The organism is Streptomyces acidicola, from assembly GCF_009377235.1.
In the GTDB taxonomy this organism is placed as follows: Bacteria; Actinomycetota; Actinomycetes; order Streptomycetales; family Streptomycetaceae; genus Streptomyces; species Streptomyces acidicola.
In genome coordinates this window covers 12,956-34,295 of record NZ_VMNX01000051.1, presented here as the reverse complement: position 1 = coordinate 34,295, position 21,340 = coordinate 12,956, and the positions used below count along the sequence as shown (strand labels likewise).

The following is a 21,340-nucleotide window of genomic DNA, read 5'->3' as shown; positions in this document are numbered from 1 at the left end:
ACGCCGCAGGGCGGCACCCCACCGGGGGTGCCGCCCTGCTCGTGCCGGGACACGGTGTCCGGGAACTACTTGCGCATGACCTCCGGCTCGTGGCGGCGCAGGAAGCGGGCCACGAGGACGCCACAGATCGCGCCGAGGGCAATCAGGGCGATCATGTCCAGCGTCCAGATGCCGACCGTGTGGTCCCACAGCGGGTCGGTCTGGGTCGGATCGTCCTTGTTCGGGTTGACCAGGTTGAAGTCCAGCGTGGCGCCCGCGGCGGCGACGGCCCAGCGGGACGGCATCAGGTACGAGAACTCGTTGACGCCCAGGGCGCCGTTCAGCGTGAAGAGGCAGCCGGTGAAGACGACCTGGATGATCGCGAACATCACCAGCAGCGGCATGGTCTTCTCGGACGTCTTCACCAGCGCGGAGATCACCAGACCGAACATCATCGAGGTGAAGCCGAGCGCCATGATCGGCAGGCAGAGTTCCAGCTTGGTGAGGGTGCCGAGGACCAGGCCCTCCGCGGGGACCTCGCGCGCACCGAAGCCGATTCCGCCGACGATCAGGCCCTGGACCATGGTGATCATGCCGAGCACGATGACCTTGGACATCAGGTAGGCCGAGCGGGACAGGCCCGTCGCGCGCTCCCGTTCGTAGATCACCCGTTCCTTGATCAGCTCACGGACGGAGTTGGCCGCCCCGGCGAAACAGGCGCCGACGGCGAGGATCAGAAGGACGGTGGTGGCGGTGCCGTTGGGCGCCCTCAGACCGCCCGCGCGCGGCTCGTTGGGCAGCAGGTCGTTGCCGGATTCGATGAGCAGGCTGACCGCGCCGAGCACGGCGGGCAGGATCAGCATCAGGGCCAGGAAGCCCTTGTCGGACACGATGACCGAGACGTACCGCCGGACCAGGGTCAGCAGCTGCGAGCCCCAGCCCTGCGGCTTGGGCTGGCGCATCTGCTGTGGCGGAGGCATGTGTACGGACTGCGGGGCGACCGCGTCGATGTCCGCGGCGTACATCTGGTAGTGCTGCGAGCCCTTCCAGCGGCCCGCCCAGTCGTAGTCGCGGTAGTTCTCGAAGGCGGAGAAGACGTCGGCCCAGGTGCCGTAGCCGAAGAAGTTGAGGGCCTCCTCCGGCGGGCCGAAGTAGGCGACGGCACCGCCGGGCGCCATCACCAGAAGCTTGTCGCACAGCGCGAGTTCGGCCACCGAGTGAGTGACGACGAGGACCGTACGGCCGTCGTCGGCGAGGCCGCGCAGCAGCTGCATGACGTCGCGGTCCATGCCCGGGTCGAGACCGGAGGTCGGCTCGTCCAGGAAGATCAGCGACGGCTTGGTGAGCAGCTCCAGGGCCACGGAGACACGCTTGCGCTGGCCGCCGGACAGGGACGTGACCTTCTTGTCCTTGTGGATGTCCAGCTTCAGCTCGCGCAGCACCTCGTCGATGCGGGCCTCGCGCTCCTGGGCCGTGGTGTCGGCGGGGAAGCGCAGCTTGGCCGCGTACTTGAGGGCCTTCTTGACGGTCAGCTCCTTGTGCAGGATGTCGTCCTGCGGGACCAGACCGATGCGCTGGCGCAGCTCGGCGAACTGCTTGTACAGGTTCCGGTTGTCGTAGAGAACGTCGCCCTGGTTGGCCGGGCGGTAACCGGTGAGGGCCTTCAGCAGCGTCGACTTGCCGGAGCCGGACGGGCCGATGACCGCGATCAGCGACTTCTCGGGGACACCGAAGGAGACGTCCTTCAGGATCTGCTTGCCGCCGTCCACGGTGACCGTCAGATGGCGGGCGGAGAAGGAGACCTCACCGGTGTCGACGAACTCCTCGAGGCGGTCGCCGACGAGACGGAACGTGGAGTGGCCGACGCCGACGATGTCGTTCGGGCCGAGCAGCGCCGAGCCGCTCTTGGCGATCGCCACACCGTTGACGAACGTGCCGTTGTGCGAACCGAGGTCACGGATCTCGTAGCGGCCGTCGGGCGTGGCGTGGAACTCGGCGTGGTGGCGCGAGACCTGGAGGTCGGAGACGACGAGTTCGTTCTCCAGCGCGCGGCCTATGCGCATGACGCGGCCGAGGGCCAGCTGGTGGAACGTGGTCGGGCTGCGGTCGCCGTAGACCGGCGGCGCCCCCGCGACACCACCAGGTCCCTGCTGTGCGTGGCCCGCGGCCGGGCCCTGCTGGTGCGGGACCTGCGACTGCTGCGGCTGCCAGCCCTGCTGCGGGGCCGACTGCTGGGGTGCGGCCTGCTGCGGGGCCGACTGCTGGGGTGCGGCCTGCTGCGGGGCCGCTTGCTGGGCCGCCCACGCCGGGTTCGCCCCCTGGGCCGCGTACGGCTGCTGCGGCGGCTGCGCCTGCTGCTGTGCCTGGGGCGTGGCGGCGGATGCGGCCGAGCCTTTCAGGCTCAGGCGCGGGCCGTCGGTCGCGTTGCCGAGGTGCACGGCCGAGCCGGGGCCGATCTCCAGGTGGTGGATCCGCTGGCCCTGCACGAACGTGCCGTTGGTGCTGCCGTGGTCCTCGATGACCCAACTCCGGCCGCTCCAGCTGATCGTGGCGTGACGCCAGGACACTCTGGCGTCGTCGAACACGATGTCCCCCTGCGGATCGCGTCCGAGCGTGTATGCCCTGGACTGGTCGAGCGTCCAGGTTTGTCCATTGGATTCGAGTACGAGTTCCGGCACTCCATGCCCCACTGAGTTGTCCCCCGAATTGCCCCCATCACGGGGAGTCTAGGGATGTCGAACATCGGGGGGAACTATTTCAGGCTCGGCCCCCTGACTGAAATCCGGGCCTTGCGAAGCCCCCGAACCGGGGCGTCGGCCGGTCCCGTTGACGGGGTGGAAACCGGGCCGGAGAGTGGTAATCCGACGCGAGGGGGACATCCGCGGTGGAACGCCGCGGTGCGGATCGGGGGGTCTGACCATGAGTACGGGTACCTCGCACCAGGCCAGGAGCATCCCCTGGGGTGACGTCCTGCTCTCCGCGATCGCCGCCGTGAGCTGGGCGTTGATCGGTATGGCGGCGACGGCCGCGCTCGGTCTGCATCTGCTCGAAGCGGACTCGGCGGGCTCGCTCGGGCCGATGACCGCCGCGGTTGTGGCCCTTGGTGCGGGGGGTTCCGTCACCCCGTCGGGCGATGTCTCCGTCTTTGGCCTGGAAGGAGCGGACGCGACCACCGCCATCGAGATCTCGCCACTCGGTGTGGGGCTCGTGGGGGCGGTCCTGCTGTCGTGGTTCTTCCTGCGGTCCCTGCGCGGGGCGGGGGCTGTGATCGCGCCCGCCGAACTCCTCGCGCGCGCGGGCACGCTGCTCGTGCTGTTCGTCGCCGTGCTGGGCGGGCTCACCTGGGCCGGCCACAGTGTCATCACCCTCGACGGCGGCTCGCTGGGGCTCGACGACGTGCCCGGCGGGGACCGGTTGGGCGACGTCGAGGTGCCCGGTCTCGGAGACATCGGCGGGCTGTTGCCGGACCGGCTGGGCGACCTCGCGAACGCCCAGGCGAAGGTCGGCTTCACGGTGGACACAGGGCCCACGTTGCTGGGCGGCCTGATCTGGTGCGCGGGCGTCCTGGTGATCGCTCTGCTGGCCTCGCGCCGCACTCCCCTGCCGCCCGGCTGGGCCGCGGTGCACAAGGTGGTGCGGCCCGCCGTGTCCGCCCTGGTCAGCGTGTTGTTGATGGCGGTCCTCGCGGGCCTCGCGGCGGCGGCGTACGCGGCGATCGGCGACGACAACCCCGAGCGGATCGCGGGCGCGGCTCTGCTCGGTGCGCCGGGCGGGGTCTGGCTGGGCATCCCGATCGGTCTCCTCGTGCCGTGGAACGGGCGGGCCACCGGTGAACTGGCCCACCTGCTGCCCGACCCGCTCGACGAGCTGCTCCGCGCCGACTCCGGCCGCCCCGTCACGCTCGGCCGGCTGGCCGAACTGGACGGCAGGGTCTGGCTGTTGGGGGTGGGGGCGGCCCTCATGATGCTGTTCGCGGGGGTACTGACCGCCGTACGTACGCCCTATGTACGGGAATCGTCTGCCGTCGTCGGGGGAAAGCGGCCGGGTGCGGATGGACCAGGCGGGGGTCCGCTCGGGTTCGCGGGGCGCTGCGCAGTTCGGCTCGGGGTCGCGACGGCGCTGACACTGCCGCTGCTGGCCTGGCTGACGGAGGTGTCCGTGGACGCCTCGCTGTCGGTGCTCGGGTTCGACGCCTTCGGGGCCGGCATAGAGCTCCACGGGGACGTGGGGATGGCGCTGCTGCTGGGGGCGCTGTGGGGTGCGGGCGCCGGGGCCGCCGGGGCGTTGCTCGCGTGCGCGAGCGGGGCTGCGGGACGGAACGCTTCGGCTTGGGCGTGGGGGGCGCAGGGGCCGCATCCGTCGCAGGTATCACAGGGATCGCAGGGATCACGGATGTCGCAGGGATCGCAGGGATCACGGATGTCGCAGGGGTCGCAGGGATCACCATCAGGGCCCTACACGCCGAGTGCGTCGTACCGGCCGCCGAACCCGGACACCAATCCGTACCTGCGGCTGCCCGGGGAGCCACGGAGGCCCGGGGACGGGCGGTCGTCCTCGGGGGGCGCCTCGCAGCCCTGGGGCGGGGAGCAGCCCGGTGGCGGGGATCGGTCTGGTGGCGGGGATCAGTCCGGCGGCGGAGATCGGTCCGGCGGTGCCCCGCCGCCCGGTGCCGCGGGGCCCGCGCAGGAGCCCGACCTGTACGGGGCACCCACCGTGTCCCGGCCGTTCCCCCCGCCACCGCGGAGGCCTCCGCGACGCCCCCGGCCGGGTTCACGCGACTGGCCGGAGCCGCCGCCTCCCCCGGACGACGTGCCCCCGCCGCCTCCGTCACCGCCGAGGCCGCGGGGGCGTTGAGGGACCGGGAAGCGGGAAACCGTGAAGGACCAATGGCGCCGGGATTCGTGGACCGCCGCCCCGCGCGGCGCCGCGGATCAGAGGCACGGCGCCCACGATCCAGGCGTACGTCATCCGCCCGCAACCCAGTGTTCGCCGTCCGCTGGGGGGACCTCGGAGGCGACGCGCACTGAGTGCCGGATACGGTGGGAGCACCATGAGCGCTTCGCAGACCTCTGACGCCCCTACTCTCCTCGTCAAGATCTTCGGCAAGGACCGGCCGGGCATCACGGCCGGTCTCTTCGACACCCTCGCCGCCTACTCCGTCGACGTCGTCGACATCGAGCAGGTCGTCACCCGTGGCCGGATGGTGCTGTGCGCGCTCGTGACCGAGCCGCCCGGCGGGCGCGAGGGCGATCTGCGGGCCACCGTCCACAACTGGGCGGAGTCCATGAAGATGCAGGCGGAGATCATCTCCGGCCTCGGCGACAACCGCCCGCGTGGCCTCGGGCGCTCCCTCGTCACCGTGCTCGGGCACCCGCTGACCGCCGAGTCGACGGCCCGGATCGCCGCGCGGATCACCGCGACCGGCGGCAACATCGACCGTATCTTCCGGCTCGCCAAGTACCCGGTGACCGCGGTCGAGTTCGCGGTGTCCGGTACGGAGCCGGAGACGCTGCGCACGGCTCTCGTGACCGAGTCGGTGGCGCTGGGCGTGGACGTGGCGGTGGTGGCGGCCGGGCTGCACCGGCGGGCCCAGCGTCTTGTGGTCATGGACGTGGACTCGACGCTCATCCAGGACGAGGTGATCGAGCTCTTCGCCGCCCACGCCGGATGCGAGAAGGAGGTCGCCGAGGTGACGGCGGCCGCGATGCGCGGGGAACTGGACTTCGAGCAGTCACTGCACGCGCGCGTGGCGCTCCTCGAAGGGCTCGACGCCTCGGTGGTGGACAAGGTGCGCAGCGAGGTACGGCTCACGCCGGGGGCGCGCACACTGATCCGTACGCTGAAGCGGCTCGGCTTCCAGGTCGGGGTCGTCTCGGGTGGGTTCACCCAGGTCACGGACGATCTGAGGGAGCGGCTCGGGCTCGACTTCGCGCAGGCCAATACGCTGGAGATCGTCGACGGCAAGCTCACGGGCAGGGTCGTCGGCGAGATCGTGGACCGGGCGGGCAAGGCGCGGCTGCTGCGGCGCTTCGCGGCCGAGGCGGGCGTGCCGCTGGCGCAGACGGTGGCGATCGGTGACGGTGCGAACGACCTGGACATGCTGAACGCGGCCGGGCTGGGCGTCGCCTTCAACGCCAAGCCGGTGGTCCGGGAGGCCGCGCACACCGCGGTGAACTTCCCCTTCCTCGACACGGTCCTCTACCTGCTGGGTGTGACCCGGGAAGAGGTCGAGGCGGCGGACATGCACGACGGGGACGTCTGACGCGTCTGAGCCCGTTCCTGGCCCCCGTCCTGGACTCGTCCGACCCAGCACGAGTGGCTGTACGGGGGCGTAGAGAGCCGTACACCGTACAGGCGGCACGAGCAGGCCGCTCGGAGCGTACAGAGCTGTGGTGAAAAGGGCCCGGCACCGATGCGGTGCCGGGCCCTCGTCGTTGCGGTGCGTGCCCCTACTCCGTGGGCGCCCAGTAGTCGAGCAGCGTCGCCACGCCCGGCTCCAGGCCCTTCCAGGTGGCGTCGAAGGAGAGCACGGCGAAGGCCGCGGCGGGGAAACCGCGGCGGCTCATCCGTTCCCGGGCGTCGCTCTCGGAGCGGCCGGCCAGGATGTCGGCGAGGCCCTGGACGCCGGGGTTGTGGCCGATCAGGAGGATGTTCTGGGCGTCGTCGGGGAGCTCGTTGAGCACCTCGATCAGCTCGCCGGGCGAGGCCTCGTAGATCCGCTCCTCATAGACCGTTTTCGGCCGATGGGGCAGCTCCTGGACGGCGAGCTTCCAGGTCTCGCGGGTGCGGACCGCGGTGGAGCAGAGGGCCAGATCGAAGGGGATGCCGGAGTCGGCCAGCTTGCGACCCGCGACGGCGGCGTCCATGCGGCCCCGGTCGGCGAGAGGCCGCTCGTGGTCGGTCACCTGGGGCCAGTCGGCCTTCGCATGCCGGAAGAGAACAATCCTGCGGGGTTCTGCGACGCTCATGGGTCCCAGCTTCGCATGAAACACGCCATGGGGCGCAGGGAGTTGACGAGCGCCGCTGCGCCCCTTGTCAGGGCATGCCGTGCAGCAGGGCCTGCTGTATCAGCTCGAAGAGGTGGGTCAGCGCCGGGTCGGTGGTCGCCGCCTGGGCGTCCGAGGGGTTGAGGATCATGAGCAGGAGGGCGACGAAGGCGAGCATGGGCAGGACGAAGGCCCACCAGGGCAGCCGGACGCCGACGCCGCCCGTGGTCGCCGGGTGGGGCCGGGTGTGCGTACGGGCCGACATGCCGCCTCCGTGGGTCCTTGAGTGCTCCGTGGGCCGCTTCCTCGCGGCCACATCTCGAAGCTACGGAATGCGAGCCCCGCGACCCATCCGGTGATCCACCCACTTCACCCTGACCCTCGCCCCCTAGGGGATGGTGGGGCCAGCCCCACCATGAGCCCGCCCAGGACGCCCAAAGGCTCGCGGGCGCGGGACGGCCACGCGGATCGTCAAGGAAAGGCGAACGTCAGGGCGAGGCGATCGTCAGAGCAACGGCATCGTCACAGCGCGGCCATCGTCACGGCGAGGCGATCGTCGCGATGACTCCGATGATCACGAAGATGGCGAAGAACGCGCCGAACACGATCAGCATCTTCTTCTGGCCGTTCTGAGGGTTCGGCTCGAGCACAGGCATGTCGTCAGTCTCGCACCTTCGTCCGCCCGGCCGCCGCCGGGGGTCGGGCGGACGGCGGGATCAGCGCGCCGCCCGGCTCAGCGCACGGCTCTCGGCTCGGCGCGCGGCCTCGTCCTCCACGGTACCGGGCCGGCCCGCCAGAACGCCCACCACGATCTGCGGGATCATCAGGCCCGTCATCAGGGCGATCGGCAGGCCCCAGCCGCCGCTGTGCTGGTAGAGGACGCCGACCAGGAGCGGGCCCGGGATCGAGATCAGGTAGCCGGTGCTCTGCGCGAAGGCGGACAGCTTGGCGACGCCCGCGGAGGTCCTCGCCCGCATCCCCACCATCGTGAGAGCCAGCGGGAAGGCGCAGTTCGAGACGCCGATCAGCATCGCCCACGCCCAGGCACCGCCCGCCGGGGCGGCGTACAGACCCGCGTACCCGGCGAGGCCGCATACGCCCAGGACCACCACGATCGGGCCCTGGTGGGTCAGGCGCGTGGCGAGCCGGGGGATCACGAAGGCCAGCGGCACGCCCATCACCATCGTGACGGCGAGCAGCAGGCCCGCCGTGCCGGCCGGGACGCCCGCGTCGCGGAAGATCTGCGCCATCCAGCCCATCGCGATGTAGGCGGCGGTCGCCTGGAGCCCGAAGAACACGGCGAGCGCCCAGGCCGTACGGCTCCGGGTGATGCGCGGCGCGTCAGGGTCCTGCCGAGGCGACGGCACGCTCCGGGCGGCGTCGGTCGTGGTGACGGTCCCCCGCGCGCGTGCCATCGCCATCCACGGCAGCGTGGCCGCCGCCGCGAGGACCGCCCACGCGACGAGGCCCGACCGCCAGCTCCCACCGAGGGCGTCGGTCATGGGGACGGTGAGCGCCGCCGCGAGCGAGGTGCCGAGGGCGAGGGCCATCGAGTACAGGCCGGTCATGGAGCCCACGCGGTCGGGGAACCAGCGCTTGACGATCACCGGCATCAGGACGTTGCTGACGGCGATGCCCATCAGGGCGAGAGCGGTGGCGGCCAGGAAGCCCGCGGTGGTCCCGGCGTAGGGCCGGACCGCCAGGCCGGTGGCGATCGCCAGCATGCCCGCGCAGACCACCGCACCCGGCCCGAAGCGGCGGGCGAACCGGGGTGCCATGGCTCCGAAGAGCGCAAAACAGAGCGGCGGTACGGAGGTGAGGAGCCCGGCGACGCTGCCGCTCATGCCGAGCCCGTCGCGCACCTCTTCGAGGAGGGCTCCCAGGCTGGTGATGGCAGGGCGCAGGTTGAGGGCCGCGAGGACGATGCCGACGACCACGAGACGGGGCCCCCACGCGCGCGTGGGGGCCGTTTCGCCCGGAGAGGCGGCGTCCGGGGAGCCGGCCGGGCCGCGGACCCCGGGCCCAGTGCCCGCCGGGCCGTGTGCCCGGGGTTCGGTCCGGGTCGTGGGGGCCGTCGTCGTCCGTATCTCCTCGCGCGTCATGCCACCCATCATAGAATCATGGGATGATTGGTTGTCCACTCCCTGCGCTTCGCCGCCGGGGACTTCGTGCGAAGGTAACGCCATGCCGCTGAGCCATCCCCGCCGTTCGGCGCTGTCCGAGCAGGTCATCGCCGCGCTGCGGAACCAGATCGCCTCGGGTGAGTGGCCGGTCGGTTCCCGCATTCCCACCGAGCCCGAGCTGGTCGAGCAGCTGGGTGTGGCGCGCAACACGGTCCGCGAGGCCGTACGGGCCCTCGCGCACAACGGCCTGCTGGACATCCGCCAGGGTTCCGGCACGTACGTCGTCGCGACCAGCGAGCTGGCCGGAGTAATGCACCGACGCTTCGCGGACGCCGATCCGGAGCACATCGCCGAGCTGCGCTCCGCGCTGGAGTCGAGCGCCGCACGGCTGGCCGCCGAGCGGCGCACCGAGAAGGACCTCAAGCAGCTCGACGTCCTCCTCGTCCGGCGCGAGGAGGCCTGGGCGTCGGGCGACGCCGAGGCCTTCGTGGCCGCGGACGCGACGTTCCACATGGCGGTGGTGGCCGCGTCCCACAACGACCCCATGACGGCGATGTACGCGGATCTGGGCGAGGTGCTGCGGGACTGGCTGCGCTGGGACGTCGGCCAGGAGCTGACCCCGGGGACGTACATGGAGCACACCCGGCTCGTCGACGCGATCCGCGCGGGCGACGCGGAGGCGGCCGCCACGGAGGCCGCGAGCTATCCGTTCACGTGCCGTCCGGAGCGTCCGGGTCGTCCGGGTCGGCCGAAGAGGGCAGCAGCCTCTGGTGGCTGACCCACGCCGAGCGGACCTCCTTCCAGCAGCGGCCGGTGAGCCGCTCGGTCCGCGCGGGACCGACGTCCACCGGGGAGGCGTCGCTGTCGATGTCCCACCAGCGGTCGCACTCGATGTGGAGGCGTACGCGGTCGATGTCCACGTAGGCGTTGTGGCAGTACGCGACCACGCGGGAGCCGGTGATGTTCGTGCGGCACTCCGCCCCGAACGGATCGCCCTCGGCGGGCGGTCGGGCACCCGCGGGAGCATGGGGCACGGCCTCGTACGACAGCACGATCAGGAGGGCGGCGACGACCGCGGTCACCGGGGCGACGATGCGGAACAGACGCACAAGGGAGACCTCCTCGGCCGAGCTGGGGAGGACCACGTGGTGAACCCCTGATCACGTGGTGAAGGCGTAATCCCAGAGTGCGAGTCGTCCCCGTCGTCCGCCCGGCCGGATGGGCCGAACGGGGGACACAGGGCGACGCGCCGAGGGCCCGCATCCACGGGGACGCGGGCCCTCGGTCATCGGCCGGGCCTCAGCGGCAGCGGTCACGCACCGATCGCGTGCAGACCGCCGTCCACGTGGATGATCTCGCCGGTGGTCTTCGGGAACCAGTCGCTGAGCAGGGCGACGACGCCCTTGCCGGCCGGCTCGGGGTCCTTGAGGTCCCACTCCAGCGGGGAGCGGTGGTCCCAGACCGAGGCCAGCTCGCCGAAGCCGGGGATGGACTTGGCGGCCATCGAGGCGAGCGGGCCCGCGGAGACGAGGTTGCAGCGGATGTTCTGCTTGCCCAGGTCGCGCGCCATGTAGCGGCTGGTGGCCTCCAGGGCGGCCTTGGCCGGGCCCATCCAGTCGTACTGCGGCCAGGCGTACTGGGCGTCGAAGGTGAGACCGACGACCGAGCCGCCGTTCTGCATCAGCGGCAGGCAGGCCATGGTCAGCGACTTCAGGGAGTACGCCGAGACGTGCATGGCGGTCGCGACGGACTCGAACGGCGTGTTGAGGAAGTTGCCGCCGAGGGCGTCCTGAGGCGCGAAGCCGATGGAGTGCACGACGCCGTCCAGACCGCCGAGCTCCTCACCGACGACGTCGGCCAGCCGCCCGAGGTGCTCGTCGTTGGTGACGTCGAGCTCGATCACCTTGGTGGGCTTCGGGAGCTTCTTGGCGATGCGCTCGGTCAGGGTCGGCCGCGGGAACGCGGTGAGGATGATCTCGGCACCCTGCTCCTGCGCCAGCTTGGCGGTGTGGAAGGCGATGGAGGACTCCATCAGCACGCCGGTGATCAGGACACGCTTGCCCTCAAGGATTCCGCTCATGGTTCAGTGACCCATTCCCAGTCCGCCGTCTACGGGGATGACGGCTCCAGTGATGTACGAGGCGCCGTCCGAGGCGAGGAACCGCACCGTCGCGGCGACCTCCTCGGGCTGCGCGTACCGGCCGAGCGGCACCTGCGACACGATGTTCGCGCGCTGCTCGTCGGTGAGGACCTTGGTCATGTCGGTGTCGACGAAGCCGGGCGCGACGACGTTGAAGGTGATGTTGCGCGAGCCGAGCTCACGGGCCAGGGAGCGCGCGAAGCCGACCAGGGCGGCCTTGGAGGCGCCGTAGTTGGCCTGCCCCGCGCCACCGGACAGACCGATGACCGAGGAGATGAGGACGACGCGGCCCTTCTTGGCGCGCAGCATGCCGCGGTTGGCGCGCTTGACGACACGGAAGGCGCCGGTGAGGTTGGTGTCGATGACCGAGGTGAAGTCCTCCTCGGACATGCGCATAAGCAGCTGGTCCTTGGTGACGCCGGCGTTGGCGACGAGGACCTCGACGGGGCCGTGCTCGGCCTCGATCTCCTTGTAGGCCTGCTCCACCTGCTCGGTGTCCGTGATGTCGCACTTGACGGCGAGGAAGCCTTCCTTCTGAAGAGCCTCCGGGTCACCGGAACGGTATGTGATCGCGACCTTGTCGCCGGCATCGGCGAAAGCGCGGGCGATGGCGAGGCCGATGCCCCGGTTGCCTCCGGTGACGAGAACCGAGCGGCTCAACGGATCACCCTTTCAATAGCGGTCCGAACGCCCGCCCGACCAGCTGGCGGACAGGCGGCTTCTCCAAAAACCTATCGGTCCGCCCTGCCGCGCAGGGAATCGGGCACCGACAGTGGCACGGGGGACTCACTGTCGGGTCCCTACAGAAGGAGGCGCCCGCCAGACGGATCGGGGCGTGAGGAACTCGGCCGCTGAACGGAAAGATGTGGGCGTGGTGCCCGCGCGCGCGACATGATCGGACCCGACAGGCGACGACAGCAGGGAGACCTCGGTGCCTCATTCCATCGACGAAGCCTTCACGGCGCTGCCTCTACGGGCCTTGGCCGACGCCGCCCTGGCACGCGCGCGTGCCCTGGGGGCCGAGCACGCGGACTTCCGGTTCGAGCGGGTGCGCAGCGCGGCCTGGCGGCTGCGGGACGCCAAGCCGGCCGGGTCGTCCGACACGACCGACCTCGGGTACGCGGTGCGGGTGGTGCACGGCGGGACGTGGGGGTTCGCGTCCGGTGTGGACCTGACCATGGACGCGGCCGCGAAGGTCGCCGCGCAGGCCGTGGCCATGGCGAAGCTGTCCGCGCAGGTGATCCGGGCCGCCGGGTCCGAGGAGAGGGTGGAGCTGGCCGACGAGCCGGTGCACGCCGAGAAGACGTGGGTGTCCTCGTACGAGATCGATCCCTTCACCGTGCCCGACGAGGAGAAGTCGGGGCTGATGACCGAATGGAGCGCGCGGCTGCTCGCGGCCGACGGGGTCGACCACGTGGACGCCTCGCTGCTCACCGTGCACGAGAACAAGTTCTATGCGGATACGGCCGGGACCGTGACCACCCAGCAGCGGGTGCGTCTGCATCCGCAGCTCACCGCCGTGTCCGTCGACGAGTCCAGCGGTGAGTTCGACTCCATGCGCACCCTCGCGCCACCGGTCGGCCGCGGCTGGGAGTACCTGACGGGCACCGGCTGGGACTGGGACGGGGAACTGGCCCGGATCCCGGAGCTGCTCGCCGAGAAGATGCGGGCGCCGAGCGTCGAGGCGGGCGTCTACGACCTGGTCGTGGACCCGTCCAACCTGTGGCTGACGATCCACGAGTCCATCGGGCACGCCACGGAACTGGACCGCGCGCTCGGCTACGAGGCCGCGTACGCCGGCACGTCCTTCGCCACCTCCGACAAGCTCGGCAAGCTGAAGTACGGCTCCGAGCTCATGAACGTCACCGGTGACCGCACCGCCGAGCACGGCCTCGCGACGATCGGGTACGACGACGAGGGGGTCGAGGGGCAGTCGTGGGACCTGGTGAAAGACGGGACCCTGGTCGGCTACCAGCTCGACCGGCGCATCGCCCGGCTCACCGGCTTCGAGAGGTCCAACGGCTGCGCGTACGCCGACTCCCCCGGCCATGTGCCCGTGCAGCGCATGGCGAACGTGTCGCTCCAGCCGGACCCGGCCGGGATGTCGACCGAGGACCTGATCGGGAGCGTCGACCGCGGGATCTACGTCGTCGGTGACCGGTCGTGGTCCATCGACATGCAGCGGTACAACTTCCAGTTCACCGGGCAGCGGTTCTTCAAGATCGAGAACGGGCGGATCACGGGTCAGCTGCGGGATGTCGCGTACCAGGCGACGACCACTGACTTCTGGGGATCCCTGGCCGCCGTCGGCGGACCCCGGACGTATGTCCTCGGCGGTGCGTTCAACTGCGGCAAGGCCCAGCCCGGCCAGGTCGCAGCCGTCTCGCACGGCTGCCCGTCGGCTCTGTTCAAGGGCGTCAACATCCTCAACACCACGCAGGAGGCCGGTCGATGAAGGTCCAGTCCACGATCGGCTGGGGGTCCGGGGGTTACCCCCCGGGAAAACCCAGTCTCAACACGACCCAGGAGGCCGGTCGATGAGCGCTGCCGCGTCGACGAACCGTACGAACAAGCCGCACGAGGTCGTCGAGCGCGCCCTGGAGCTGTCCCGGGCCGACGGCTGTGTGGTGATCGCCGACGAGCACTCGACGGCCAACCTGCGGTGGGCGGGCAACGCGCTGACCACGAACGGGGTCACGCGCGGGCGCACACTGACGGTCATCGCGACCGTCGACGGCAAGGAGGGCACGGCTTCCGGCGTCGTGTCGCGGTCCGCCGTCACCGCCGACGAGCTGGAGCCGCTCGTCCGCGCCGCCGAGGCCGCCGCGCGCGGGGCGGGTCCTGCCGAGGACGCCCAGCCACTCGTGTCCGGCATCCCGGCGTCGCCCGACTTCACGGACGCGCCCGCCGAGACCTCGTCCGCCGTGTTCGCGGACTTCGCGCCGGCGCTCGGGGAGTCGTTCGCCCGCGCGCGGGAGGGCGGTCGCGAGCTGTACGGGTTCGCCAACCATGAGCTCGTCTCCAGCTACCTGGGTACGTCGACGGGGCTGCGCCTGAGGCACGACCAGCCGAACGGCACCCTGGAGCTGAACGCCAAGTCCCCGGACCGTACGCGCTCGGCGTGGGCCGGCAGGTCGACGCGCGACTTCAAGGACGTCGACCCGGCGGCGCTGGACGCGGAGCTGGCCGTACGGCTCGGCTGGGCCGCCCGGCGGGTCGAGCTGCCCGCCGGACGGTACGAGACGCTGCTGCCGCCCACGGCCGTGGCGGACCTGCTGATCTACCAGTTGTGGTCGGCGTCGGGCCGGGACGCCGCCGAGGGCCGCACGGTCTTCAGCAAGCCCGGCGGGGGCACACGGATCGGTGAGAAGCTGACCGAACTGCCACTGACGCTGCGCAGCGACCCGAACGAGCCGGGGCTGGAGTCCTCCCCCTTCGTGCTCGCGCACTCCTCCGGTGACGACGCGTCGGTGTTCGACAACGGACTGCCGCTGACGGCGACCGAGTGGGTCGGCGGGGGCGAGCTGCGGCACCTGACGACCACCCGGCACAGCGCGGGTCTGACCAGGCTGCCGGTGACGCCGTCGATCGGGAATCTGATCCTGGACGGGGGCGAGGACCTCTCCCTGGAGGAGATGGTCGCGAACACCGCGCGCGGGCTGCTGCTGACCTGCCTCTGGTACATCCGCGAGGTCGACCCGGCGACGCTGCTGCTGACCGGGCTGACCCGGGACGGCGTGTACCTCGTGGAGAACGGCGAGGTCACCGGCGAGGTGAACAACTTCCGGTTCAACGAGTCGCCGGTCAACCTGCTGGGCCGGGCCACTCAGGCCGGGCGCACGGAAAAGACGCTGCCCAGGGAGTGGAGCGACTGGTTCACCAGGGCCGCGATGCCCGCGCTGCGGGTGCCGGACTTCAATATGAGCTCTGTCAGTCAGGGCGTATAACCTCGTAGCGGTAGTCACTCGACTGCCCGCTGATCACCAAGGAGACACGAGAACCGTGACGGACATCGTCGACGAGCTGAAGTGGCGGGGCCTGTTCGCTCTGTCCACCGACGAGGACGCTTTGCGCAAGGCGCTCGCGGACGGTCCCGTCACGTTCTATTGCGGCTTCGACCCGACGGCGGCCAGCCTGCACGTGGGTCACCTGGTGCAGGTCCTCACCATGCGCCGGCTCCAGCAGGCGGGCCTGCGTCCGCTCGCCCTGGTGGGCGGGGCGACCGGCCAGATCGGCGACCCGCGCCCCACGGCGGAGCGCACGCTCAACGACCCGGAGACGGTCGCGAACTGGGTGACCCGGCTGCGCGGGCAGATCGAGCCGTTCCTGTCCTTCGAGGGCGAGAACGCCGCGGTGATGGTGAACAACCTGGACTGGACGGCCGGAATGTCGGCCATCGAGTTCCTCCGGGACATCGGCAAGCACTTCCGCGTCAACAAGATGCTGACCAAGGACTCGGTCGCCCGGCGCCTGGAGTCCGAAGAGGGCATCAGCTACACGGAGTTCAGCTACCAGTTGCTCCAGGGCATGGACTTCCTGGAGCTGTACCGACGGTACGGCTGCACGCTCCAGCAGGGCGGCAGCGACCAGTGGGGCAACCTCACGGCCGGGCTCGACCTGATCCACAGGCTGGAGCCGCACGCCCAGGTGCACGCACTGGCGACCCCGCTGATGACCAAGGCGGACGGGACCAAGTTCGGCAAGACCGAGGGCGGCGCCATCTGGCTCGACCCGGAGATGACGACGCCGTACGCGTTCTACCAGTTCTGGCTGAACGTGGACGACCGGGACATCTCCACGTACATGCGCATCCTGTCCTTCAGGTCCCGTGCGGAGCTCGAGGAACTGGAGCGGCAGACCGAGGAGCGTCCGCAGGCCCGGGCCGCGCAGCGTGCGCTGGCCGAGGAGCTGACAACGCTGGTGCACGGCGCGGACCAGACGGCCGCGGTGATCGCAGCGTCCAAGGCCCTCTTCGGTCAGGGTGAGCTGGCCGACCTCGACGACCGGACCCTGGCCGCGGCCCTCTCCGAGGTGCCGCACATCCAGGTCGCAGAGCCCGGTCTCGTCGTGGATCTCTTCGCCGAGGTCGGGCTCGTGCCCAGCAAGTCGGCCGCGCGGCGGACGGTGAAGGAGGGCGGGGCGTACGTGAACAACGTGAAGGTCACCGCGGAGGACTCCGTCCCCGCCAAGGAGGATCTGCTGCACGGGCGGTGGCTGGTGCTGCGGCGCGGGAAGAAGAACCTCGCCGCGGTGGAGGTCACCGGAGCCTGACCGCTCCGTGGGAGGGGCGGGCCGCGGGGAGCTCGGCGCTGGTTCTGCGCTCTTGCCGTGCGCACCCGTAGTGGGTGGTGGCGCCCACGCGGCGGGGCCGGACATCGACACGGCCCCGCGCTCCCGTCGACACGGACCCGAGTTCCTGTCGGGCGCCCCTCTCACCCCTTCCGTTTGCGGCCCCGTACCGACATGTACGCCATGTCGCCGAAGAAGACGATCACGATCGCCGCCACGAGCTGGAAGATGTGCCGGCCCCAGTCGATGCCCGGGGTCTCCGCGATTCCGAAGCCTCGGGCCACCGCGTTGCCGACGACGGCGCCGAGCATGCCGAAGATGGTCGTGAGCCAGAGCGGGCTGTGCTGCTTGCCCGGAATGATCGCCTTGGCCAGCAGCCCCAGGACGAGTCCCACGATGATCGCCCACAACCAGCCCATGGCTGCCTCCTCTTACGGCTCGACGTGAGCGGTACGCCCAGTCTCGGCCGGTTCGGAGTACGGCGCATGCCGGGCACAGCCGTACGCGGGAGTGCGCAGGCCGTGCGCTCCGGCAACAGGCGCCCCGGTCTCGTAGGCGGCGCGGACGCGGCGTAACGTGGAGGTTGTTCGGATCGCGGTCCCTGACCGGGTCCGGGCCCGGGTACGTGCCGGGGGAGCGTCCGATGCAGGCGGGTGGTGGAACGTGATGCGGAAGCGGAGCGGCGGCCAGGTCTTCCGGATCACCGGGGCCAGGCAGGGGCTCGACGACGACGTGCGCGGCAGGCAGCGGCGGTATGTCATCTCGATGTCGATCCGCACGCTGTCCGTGATCGCGGCGGCGGTCCTGTGGAACGTCGAGCGGCACGTGGCGATCGTCGCGCTGGTGCTCGGTGTGGTTCTCCCCTACATCGCGGTGGTGATCGCCAACGCGGGCCGGGAGAACACGCCCTCGCTGCCGTCGACGTTCGTGCGGGCCCCTCTGAAGCCGATGATCGAGCCCCCGTCGGACGGCGCCCCCGACCAGGGCGAGGCCGGCAGTGGGACGGGCTTCGCGGAATCGGTCCGGGAGGACGCCGCCGACCCCGCGGCCGCCTCGGCGGCGAGCCCCAGAAAGCCGTCCTGACCTCCGGAAACGGCAGGAAAGCGGAATCCGTTCGGCCGCCCGGCCCACGAAAAGCTCAGAACAATCGTGTTGTTCCGGTGCCGGGCGACGGGTTCCCCGTGACATACTTCGTACGCGCTCCGCATCCCCCGTCGGAGCGACAGACCGACGCCGGGCAGCTCCCCCCGTGGCTGCTCGGCGTCGCCTTTTCCCGGCACTTTTCCGTGGTGCGGGGCACGTTAGGGTCGGGGTGTGATGCTGAACGTCCCCGGTTCTGAACCGTCCTCACCCATCTGCTCCGCCAAGGGCTGCCGAGCCGACGCGGTGTGGGTGCTCGCGTGGAACAACCCGAAGCTGCACACCCCGGAGCGCCGCAAGACATGGCTCGCGTGCGAGGAACACCGTGAGCATCTTTCGCAGTTCCTCGGAGTGCGGGGGTTCTTGAAGGATGTCGTGAAGCTGACGGAGTGGCAGGCCCCCGAGGGCAGCGAGAGCCAGGGCGACGAGAGCTAGGGCGACGAGGCTGGATCGGCGAGGGTTGGACCGGCGAGGGCTCGTCAGCCCCCGATCGCCGACATCGGCCGGTCCGGCTGGACGAACGACGGGTCGTCCAGGCCCGCACCCGCCTTCTTGCCCCACATCGCAAGCCGCCAGATGCGGGCGATCTCCTCGTCGGGGGCACCGGAGCGGAGCGCGGCGCGCAGGTCGGTCTCCTCGCGGGCGAACAGGCAGGTGCGTATCTGGCCGTCGGCCGTGAGCCGTGTACGGTCGCAGGCCGCGCAGAACGGACGGGTGACCGAGGCGATCACGCCGACGCGGTGGGGGCCGCCGTCCACGATCCAGCGCTCGGCGGGGGCGGAGCCCCGTTCGTCGGCGCCCTCGGGTGTCAGCTCGAAGCGGGTGCGCAGGGAGGCCAGGATGTCGCCGGCGGTGACCATGCCCTCGCGCTTCCAGCCGTGCTGGGCGTCCAGGGGCATCTGCTCGATGAACCGCAGTTCGTAGTCGTGCTCCACGGCCCAGGCCAGCAGGTCCGGGGCCTCGTCCTCGTTCAGGTCCGGCATCAGGACCGAGTTGACCTTGACCGGGGTCAGGCCGGCCTCGCGGGCGGCGTGGAGGCCGTCGAGGACGTCCTTGTGGCGGTTCCGGCGGGTGAGGGTCTTGAAGACGTCGGGGCGGAGGGTGTCCAGCGAGACGTTCACCCGGTCCAGGCCCGCCGCCCTCAGGGCCGGTGCCGTGCGCTTGAGGCCGATGCCGTTGGTGGTGAGGGACATCTGGGGGCGCTGCTCCAGGGCGGCGACGCGCTCCACGATGCCGGCCAGGCCGGGGCGGAGCAGGGGTTCGCCGCCGGTGAAGCGGACCTCGGTGATGCCCAGCATCCGGACCGCGATGTCTATGAGGCGGACGATCTCGTCATCGGTGAGCAGGTCGGGCTTGGCCAGCCACTGCAGGCCCTCCTCGGGCATGCAGTACGTACAGCGCAGGTTGCACCGGTCGGTCAGCGAGACCCGTAGGTCGGTGGCCACTCGGCCGTAGGTGTCAATGAGCACGTGGGCCCCCTCCCGTGAACGGATCACCAATACTCCGACATCTGCGAGCCTACGTGACAGGACTGACAACACCAGTGGCCCTCGCCCCACGAGACGCGGCGGGGCCGCCGTAGATCCCCACGACGGCCGAAAACCGACGGCCCGTAGATCTCTGCGACGGCCCCGCGCGCTGTCGCGTTCTGTACCGGTGTACCGAAGCCCCGGCGGAACGCGCCCCTGAAGGGGAGCGCTCAGTGGGCCCCGGTGCCGGTGAGGGAACGCACCTCCAGCTCGGCGTACTTGCCGGCGTCGGGCTCCTCCTTGGACAGGACCGTGCCCAGCCAGCCCATCAGGAAGCCGAACGGGATGGAGATGATGCCCGGGTTCTTCAGCGGGAACCAGGCGAAGTCGACGTCCGGGAACATCGCCTTCGGGTCGCCGGAGACGACGGGCGAGAACAGCACCAGGCCCACGGCCACGATGAGACCACCGTAGATCGACCACAGCGCGCCCTGGGTGGTGAACTTCTTCCAGAACAGGCTGTAGAGGATGGTCGGCAGGTTGGCGGACGCGGCGACCGCGAAGGCCAGCGCGACCAGACCGGCCACGTTCAGATCGCGGGCGAGGGCACCCAGGGCGATGGAGACGATGCCGATGAACACGGTCGCCCAGCGGGCCGCCTTCATCTCCTCCTTCTCGGTGGCCTTCCCCTTGCGGATGACGTTGGCGTAGATGTCGTGCGCGAAGGAGGACGACGAGGCGAGGGTGAGACCGGCGACCACGGCGAGGATCGTCGCGAAGGCCACCGCCGAGATCGTCGCGAGCAGGATCGCGCCCCAGGCCGAGTCGACGCCGCCGAGGTGCAGGGCGAGCAGCGGTGCCGCCGTGTTGCCGGACGGGTTGGACTCGATGATCTCGTCCTGGGAGATCAGCGCGGCGGCGCCGAAGCCGAGGGCGATGGTCATCAGGTAGAAGGCGCCGATGATGCCGATCGCCCAGTTCACGGACTTCCGGGCGGCCTTGGCGTTGGGCACCGTGTAGAAGCGGATCAGGATGTGCGGCAGACCGGCGGTGCCGAGGACCAGCGCGATGCCGAGCGAGATGAAGTCCAGCTTGGAGGTGCCGGTCGCGCCGTACTGCAGGCCGGGCTCCAGGAAGGCTGCGCCCTTGCCGCTGTTCTCGGCGGCCGAGCCGAGCAGGTCGGAGATGTTGAAGTTGAACTTCAGCAGCACCAGGAAGGTGATCAGGAGGGTGCCGCCGATGAGCAGCACGGCCTTGACCATCTGGACCCAGGTGGTGCCCTTCATGCCGCCGATGGAGACGTACACGATCATCAGGAGGCCGACGAGGGCGACGATGGCGATCTTGCCCGCGTCCGAGGTGATGCCGAGCAGCAGCGAGACGAGGACGCCCGCGCCCGCCATCTGGGCCAGCAGGTAGAAGATCGAGACGACGATCGTGGAGGTGCCGGCCGCCGTGCGCACCGGGCGCTGGCGCATGCGGTACGCGAGGACGTCGCCCATCGTGTAGCGGCCGGAGTTCCTGAGCGGCTCGGCCACCAGGAGCAGCGCCACCAGCCAGGCGACCAGGAAGCCGATGGAGTAGAGGAAGCCGTCGTAGCCGAAGATGGCGATCGCGCCCGCGATGCCGAGGAACGACGCGGCCGACATGTAGTCGCCGGAGACCGCGAGTCCGTTCTGGAAGGCGCTGAACTGGCGGCCGCCCGCGTAGAAGTCGGCGGCGTCCTTGGTCTGACGGCCCGCCCAGACGGTGATGACGAGCGTCGCCACGACGAACGCCGCGAACAGGGAGATGATCAGCGGGCGATGCTCGCTGGCGTTGTTCGTGGCGGCGAGAACGGTCTGCTGTACGGGGCTCATGCGCCGCCCTCCATCTCGGACTTGATGGCCTCGGCCTTGGGGTCGAGCTTCGCGGCGGCGTGCCGCGAGTACCACCAGGCGATGAGGAACGTGGTGACGAACTGGGCGACGCCGAGGACGAAGGCGACGTTGATGTTGCCGAACAGCTTGGTGCCCATGAAGTCGCCCGCGTAGTTGGAGAGCAGGACGTACAGCAGGTACCAGGCGATGAAGGCGACGGTCAGCGGGAAGGCGAAGGAGCGGTGGGAGCGGCGCAGTTCACCGAAGTCCGCGCTCTCCTGCACCCGGACGAACTCCTCTGTCGGGGGGAGTTGGTGCTCTGCCTTCGAGGGGGGCGGTGCGTCGGTTGCCACGG

At 70.5% G+C, this 21,340-nt stretch carries 20 protein-coding genes; 8 read left to right on the top strand and 12 right to left on the bottom strand.

The features are described 5' to 3' along the window. Window positions 1-65: 65 nt before the first annotated feature. Window positions 66-2,657 carry an ABC transporter ATP-binding protein/permease gene (locus FPZ41_RS16330; RefSeq protein WP_322620309.1) on the bottom strand — a complete coding sequence of 864 codons (2,592 nt, stop codon included), beginning with the start codon at window positions 2,655-2,657 and terminating at the stop codon, window positions 66-68. A 241-nt stretch (window positions 2,658-2,898) separates the two neighbouring features. Between FPZ41_RS16330 and FPZ41_RS16325 the strand changes: the two genes are divergently transcribed. Both FPZ41_RS16325 and serB read left to right on the top strand, forming a co-directional pair. Beyond that, window positions 2,899-4,833: a streptophobe family protein gene (locus FPZ41_RS16325; protein ID WP_152863301.1), complete on the top strand. Its 1,935-nt coding sequence runs from the start codon at window positions 2,899-2,901 to the stop codon at window positions 4,831-4,833. Between the two features lie 196 nt (window positions 4,834-5,029). Then, window positions 5,030-6,241 carry a phosphoserine phosphatase SerB gene (gene serB, locus FPZ41_RS16320; RefSeq protein ID WP_152863299.1) on the top strand — a complete coding sequence of 404 codons (1,212 nt, stop codon included), beginning with the start codon at window positions 5,030-5,032 and terminating at the stop codon, window positions 6,239-6,241. Between the two features lie 187 nt (window positions 6,242-6,428). On the opposite strand, the gene FPZ41_RS16315 is transcribed toward serB, so the two are convergent. The 4 genes from FPZ41_RS16315 to FPZ41_RS16300 form a co-directional block, all read right to left on the bottom strand. Further along, the gene (locus FPZ41_RS16315) at window positions 6,429-6,947 is read right to left on the bottom strand and encodes a SixA phosphatase family protein (RefSeq protein ID WP_131563835.1); all 519 of its coding nucleotides are present in this window, start codon (window positions 6,945-6,947) and stop codon (window positions 6,429-6,431) included. Window positions 6,948-7,014: 67 nt separating this feature from the next. Beyond that, complete coding sequence (locus FPZ41_RS16310) at window positions 7,015-7,230, bottom strand: hypothetical protein (protein WP_152863297.1); 216 nt, start codon at window positions 7,228-7,230, stop codon at window positions 7,015-7,017. A gap of 274 nt (window positions 7,231-7,504) precedes the next feature. Then, on the bottom strand, window positions 7,505-7,621 hold the full coding sequence (locus tag FPZ41_RS49510) for an SGM_5486 family transporter-associated protein (RefSeq protein WP_152863295.1): 117 nt from the start codon (window positions 7,619-7,621) through the stop codon (window positions 7,505-7,507). Window positions 7,622-7,681: 60 nt separating this feature from the next. Continuing rightward, window positions 7,682-9,079 carry a CynX/NimT family MFS transporter gene (locus tag FPZ41_RS16300; RefSeq protein ID WP_152863293.1) on the bottom strand — a complete coding sequence of 466 codons (1,398 nt, stop codon included), beginning with the start codon at window positions 9,077-9,079 and terminating at the stop codon, window positions 7,682-7,684. Window positions 9,080-9,149: 70 nt separating this feature from the next. Here FPZ41_RS16300 and FPZ41_RS16295 point away from each other — a divergent pair, with 70 nt between their 5' ends. Continuing rightward, window positions 9,150-9,866 (top strand): FadR/GntR family transcriptional regulator, encoded by a 717-nt coding sequence (locus FPZ41_RS16295; protein ID WP_152863291.1) that lies wholly within the window; start codon window positions 9,150-9,152, stop codon window positions 9,864-9,866. Here FPZ41_RS16295 and FPZ41_RS16290 read toward each other — a convergent pair. The 3 genes from FPZ41_RS16290 to fabG all read right to left on the bottom strand — a co-directional run bounded on the left by FPZ41_RS16290 (window position 9,799) and on the right by fabG (window position 11,888). Continuing rightward, window positions 9,799-10,197, bottom strand: coding sequence for a hypothetical protein (locus tag FPZ41_RS16290; protein WP_322620313.1), 399 nt, complete (start codon window positions 10,195-10,197; stop codon window positions 9,799-9,801). The two genes, FPZ41_RS16295 and FPZ41_RS16290, sit on opposite strands and share 68 nt — an antisense overlap. A gap of 203 nt (window positions 10,198-10,400) precedes the next feature. Next, a complete protein-coding gene (gene fabI / locus FPZ41_RS16285) occupies window positions 10,401-11,168 on the bottom strand; it encodes an enoyl-ACP reductase FabI (protein WP_152863289.1) in 768 nt (255 codons plus the stop codon). A gap of 3 nt (window positions 11,169-11,171) precedes the next feature. Beyond that, window positions 11,172-11,888, bottom strand: a complete 717-nt coding sequence (gene fabG, locus FPZ41_RS16280; RefSeq protein ID WP_152863287.1) for a 3-oxoacyl-[acyl-carrier-protein] reductase — start codon at window positions 11,886-11,888, stop codon at window positions 11,172-11,174. Between the two features lie 271 nt (window positions 11,889-12,159). On the opposite strand from fabG, the gene FPZ41_RS16275 reads away from it, so the two are divergent. The 3 genes from FPZ41_RS16275 to tyrS all read left to right on the top strand — a co-directional run bounded on the left by FPZ41_RS16275 (window position 12,160) and on the right by tyrS (window position 16,499). Further along, window positions 12,160-13,683, top strand: a complete 1,524-nt coding sequence (locus tag FPZ41_RS16275; RefSeq protein ID WP_322620308.1) for a TldD/PmbA family protein — start codon at window positions 12,160-12,162, stop codon at window positions 13,681-13,683. 82 nt (window positions 13,684-13,765) lie between these two features. Continuing rightward, window positions 13,766-15,175, top strand: coding sequence for a metallopeptidase TldD-related protein (locus FPZ41_RS16270; protein ID WP_152863286.1), 1,410 nt, complete (start codon window positions 13,766-13,768; stop codon window positions 15,173-15,175). Window positions 15,176-15,230: 55 nt separating this feature from the next. After that, on the top strand, window positions 15,231-16,499 hold the full coding sequence (gene tyrS, locus FPZ41_RS16265) for a tyrosine--tRNA ligase (RefSeq protein ID WP_322620307.1): 1,269 nt from the start codon (window positions 15,231-15,233) through the stop codon (window positions 16,497-16,499). Between the two features lie 161 nt (window positions 16,500-16,660). Here tyrS and FPZ41_RS16260 read toward each other — a convergent pair whose 3' ends face one another. Next, the gene (locus FPZ41_RS16260) at window positions 16,661-16,936 is read right to left on the bottom strand and encodes a GlsB/YeaQ/YmgE family stress response membrane protein (RefSeq protein WP_152863282.1); all 276 of its coding nucleotides are present in this window, start codon (window positions 16,934-16,936) and stop codon (window positions 16,661-16,663) included. Between the two features lie 247 nt (window positions 16,937-17,183). Between FPZ41_RS16260 and FPZ41_RS16255 the strand changes: the two genes are divergently transcribed. Continuing rightward, a complete protein-coding gene (locus FPZ41_RS16255) occupies window positions 17,184-17,600 on the top strand; it encodes a DUF3099 domain-containing protein (protein WP_152863280.1) in 417 nt (138 codons plus the stop codon). A 234-nt stretch (window positions 17,601-17,834) separates the two neighbouring features. Beyond that, window positions 17,835-18,092, top strand: coding sequence for a hypothetical protein (locus FPZ41_RS16250; protein WP_152863326.1), 258 nt, complete (start codon window positions 17,835-17,837; stop codon window positions 18,090-18,092). A gap of 44 nt (window positions 18,093-18,136) precedes the next feature. On the opposite strand, the gene moaA is transcribed toward FPZ41_RS16250, so the two are convergent. The 3 genes from moaA to FPZ41_RS16235 all read right to left on the bottom strand — a co-directional run bounded on the left by moaA (window position 18,137) and on the right by FPZ41_RS16235 (window position 21,338). Beyond that, the gene (gene moaA, locus FPZ41_RS16245) at window positions 18,137-19,126 is read right to left on the bottom strand and encodes a GTP 3',8-cyclase MoaA (RefSeq protein WP_322620306.1); all 990 of its coding nucleotides are present in this window, start codon (window positions 19,124-19,126) and stop codon (window positions 18,137-18,139) included. A 230-nt stretch (window positions 19,127-19,356) separates the two neighbouring features. Continuing rightward, window positions 19,357-20,985, bottom strand: coding sequence for a solute symporter family protein (locus tag FPZ41_RS16240; protein ID WP_152863276.1), 1,629 nt, complete (start codon window positions 20,983-20,985; stop codon window positions 19,357-19,359). Beyond that, window positions 20,982-21,338 (bottom strand): DUF485 domain-containing protein, encoded by a 357-nt coding sequence (locus tag FPZ41_RS16235; RefSeq protein WP_322620305.1) that lies wholly within the window; start codon window positions 21,336-21,338, stop codon window positions 20,982-20,984. The genes FPZ41_RS16240 and FPZ41_RS16235 overlap by 4 nt, the downstream gene beginning before the upstream one ends. Between the last annotated feature and the right edge of the window lie 2 nt (window positions 21,339-21,340).

Excerpts from the sequence above, each read along its gene's own strand:
- FPZ41_RS16325 (WP_152863301.1), top strand. The coding sequence starts at position 2,899 with ATGAGTACGGGTACCTCGCACCAGGCCAGGAGCATCCCCTGGGGTGAC.
- serB (WP_152863299.1), top strand. The coding sequence starts at position 5,030 with ATGAGCGCTTCGCAGACCTCTGACGCCCCTACTCTCCTCGTCAAGATC.
- FPZ41_RS16315 (WP_131563835.1), bottom strand. The coding sequence starts at position 6,947 with ATGAGCGTCGCAGAACCCCGCAGGATTGTTCTCTTCCGGCATGCGAAG.
- FPZ41_RS16310 (WP_152863297.1), bottom strand. The coding sequence starts at position 7,230 with ATGTCGGCCCGTACGCACACCCGGCCCCACCCGGCGACCACGGGCGGC.
- FPZ41_RS49510 (WP_152863295.1), bottom strand. The coding sequence starts at position 7,621 with ATGCCTGTGCTCGAGCCGAACCCTCAGAACGGCCAGAAGAAGATGCTG.
- FPZ41_RS16300 (WP_152863293.1), bottom strand. The coding sequence starts at position 9,079 with ATGATGGGTGGCATGACGCGCGAGGAGATACGGACGACGACGGCCCCC.
- FPZ41_RS16295 (WP_152863291.1), top strand. The coding sequence starts at position 9,150 with ATGCCGCTGAGCCATCCCCGCCGTTCGGCGCTGTCCGAGCAGGTCATC.
- fabI (WP_152863289.1), bottom strand. The coding sequence starts at position 11,168 with ATGAGCGGAATCCTTGAGGGCAAGCGTGTCCTGATCACCGGCGTGCTG.
- FPZ41_RS16270 (WP_152863286.1), top strand. The coding sequence starts at position 13,766 with ATGAGCGCTGCCGCGTCGACGAACCGTACGAACAAGCCGCACGAGGTC.
- FPZ41_RS16260 (WP_152863282.1), bottom strand. The coding sequence starts at position 16,936 with ATGGGCTGGTTGTGGGCGATCATCGTGGGACTCGTCCTGGGGCTGCTG.
- FPZ41_RS16255 (WP_152863280.1), top strand. The coding sequence starts at position 17,184 with ATGCGGAAGCGGAGCGGCGGCCAGGTCTTCCGGATCACCGGGGCCAGG.
- FPZ41_RS16250 (WP_152863326.1), top strand. The coding sequence starts at position 17,835 with ATGCTGAACGTCCCCGGTTCTGAACCGTCCTCACCCATCTGCTCCGCC.
- FPZ41_RS16240 (WP_152863276.1), bottom strand. The coding sequence starts at position 20,985 with ATGAGCCCCGTACAGCAGACCGTTCTCGCCGCCACGAACAACGCCAGC.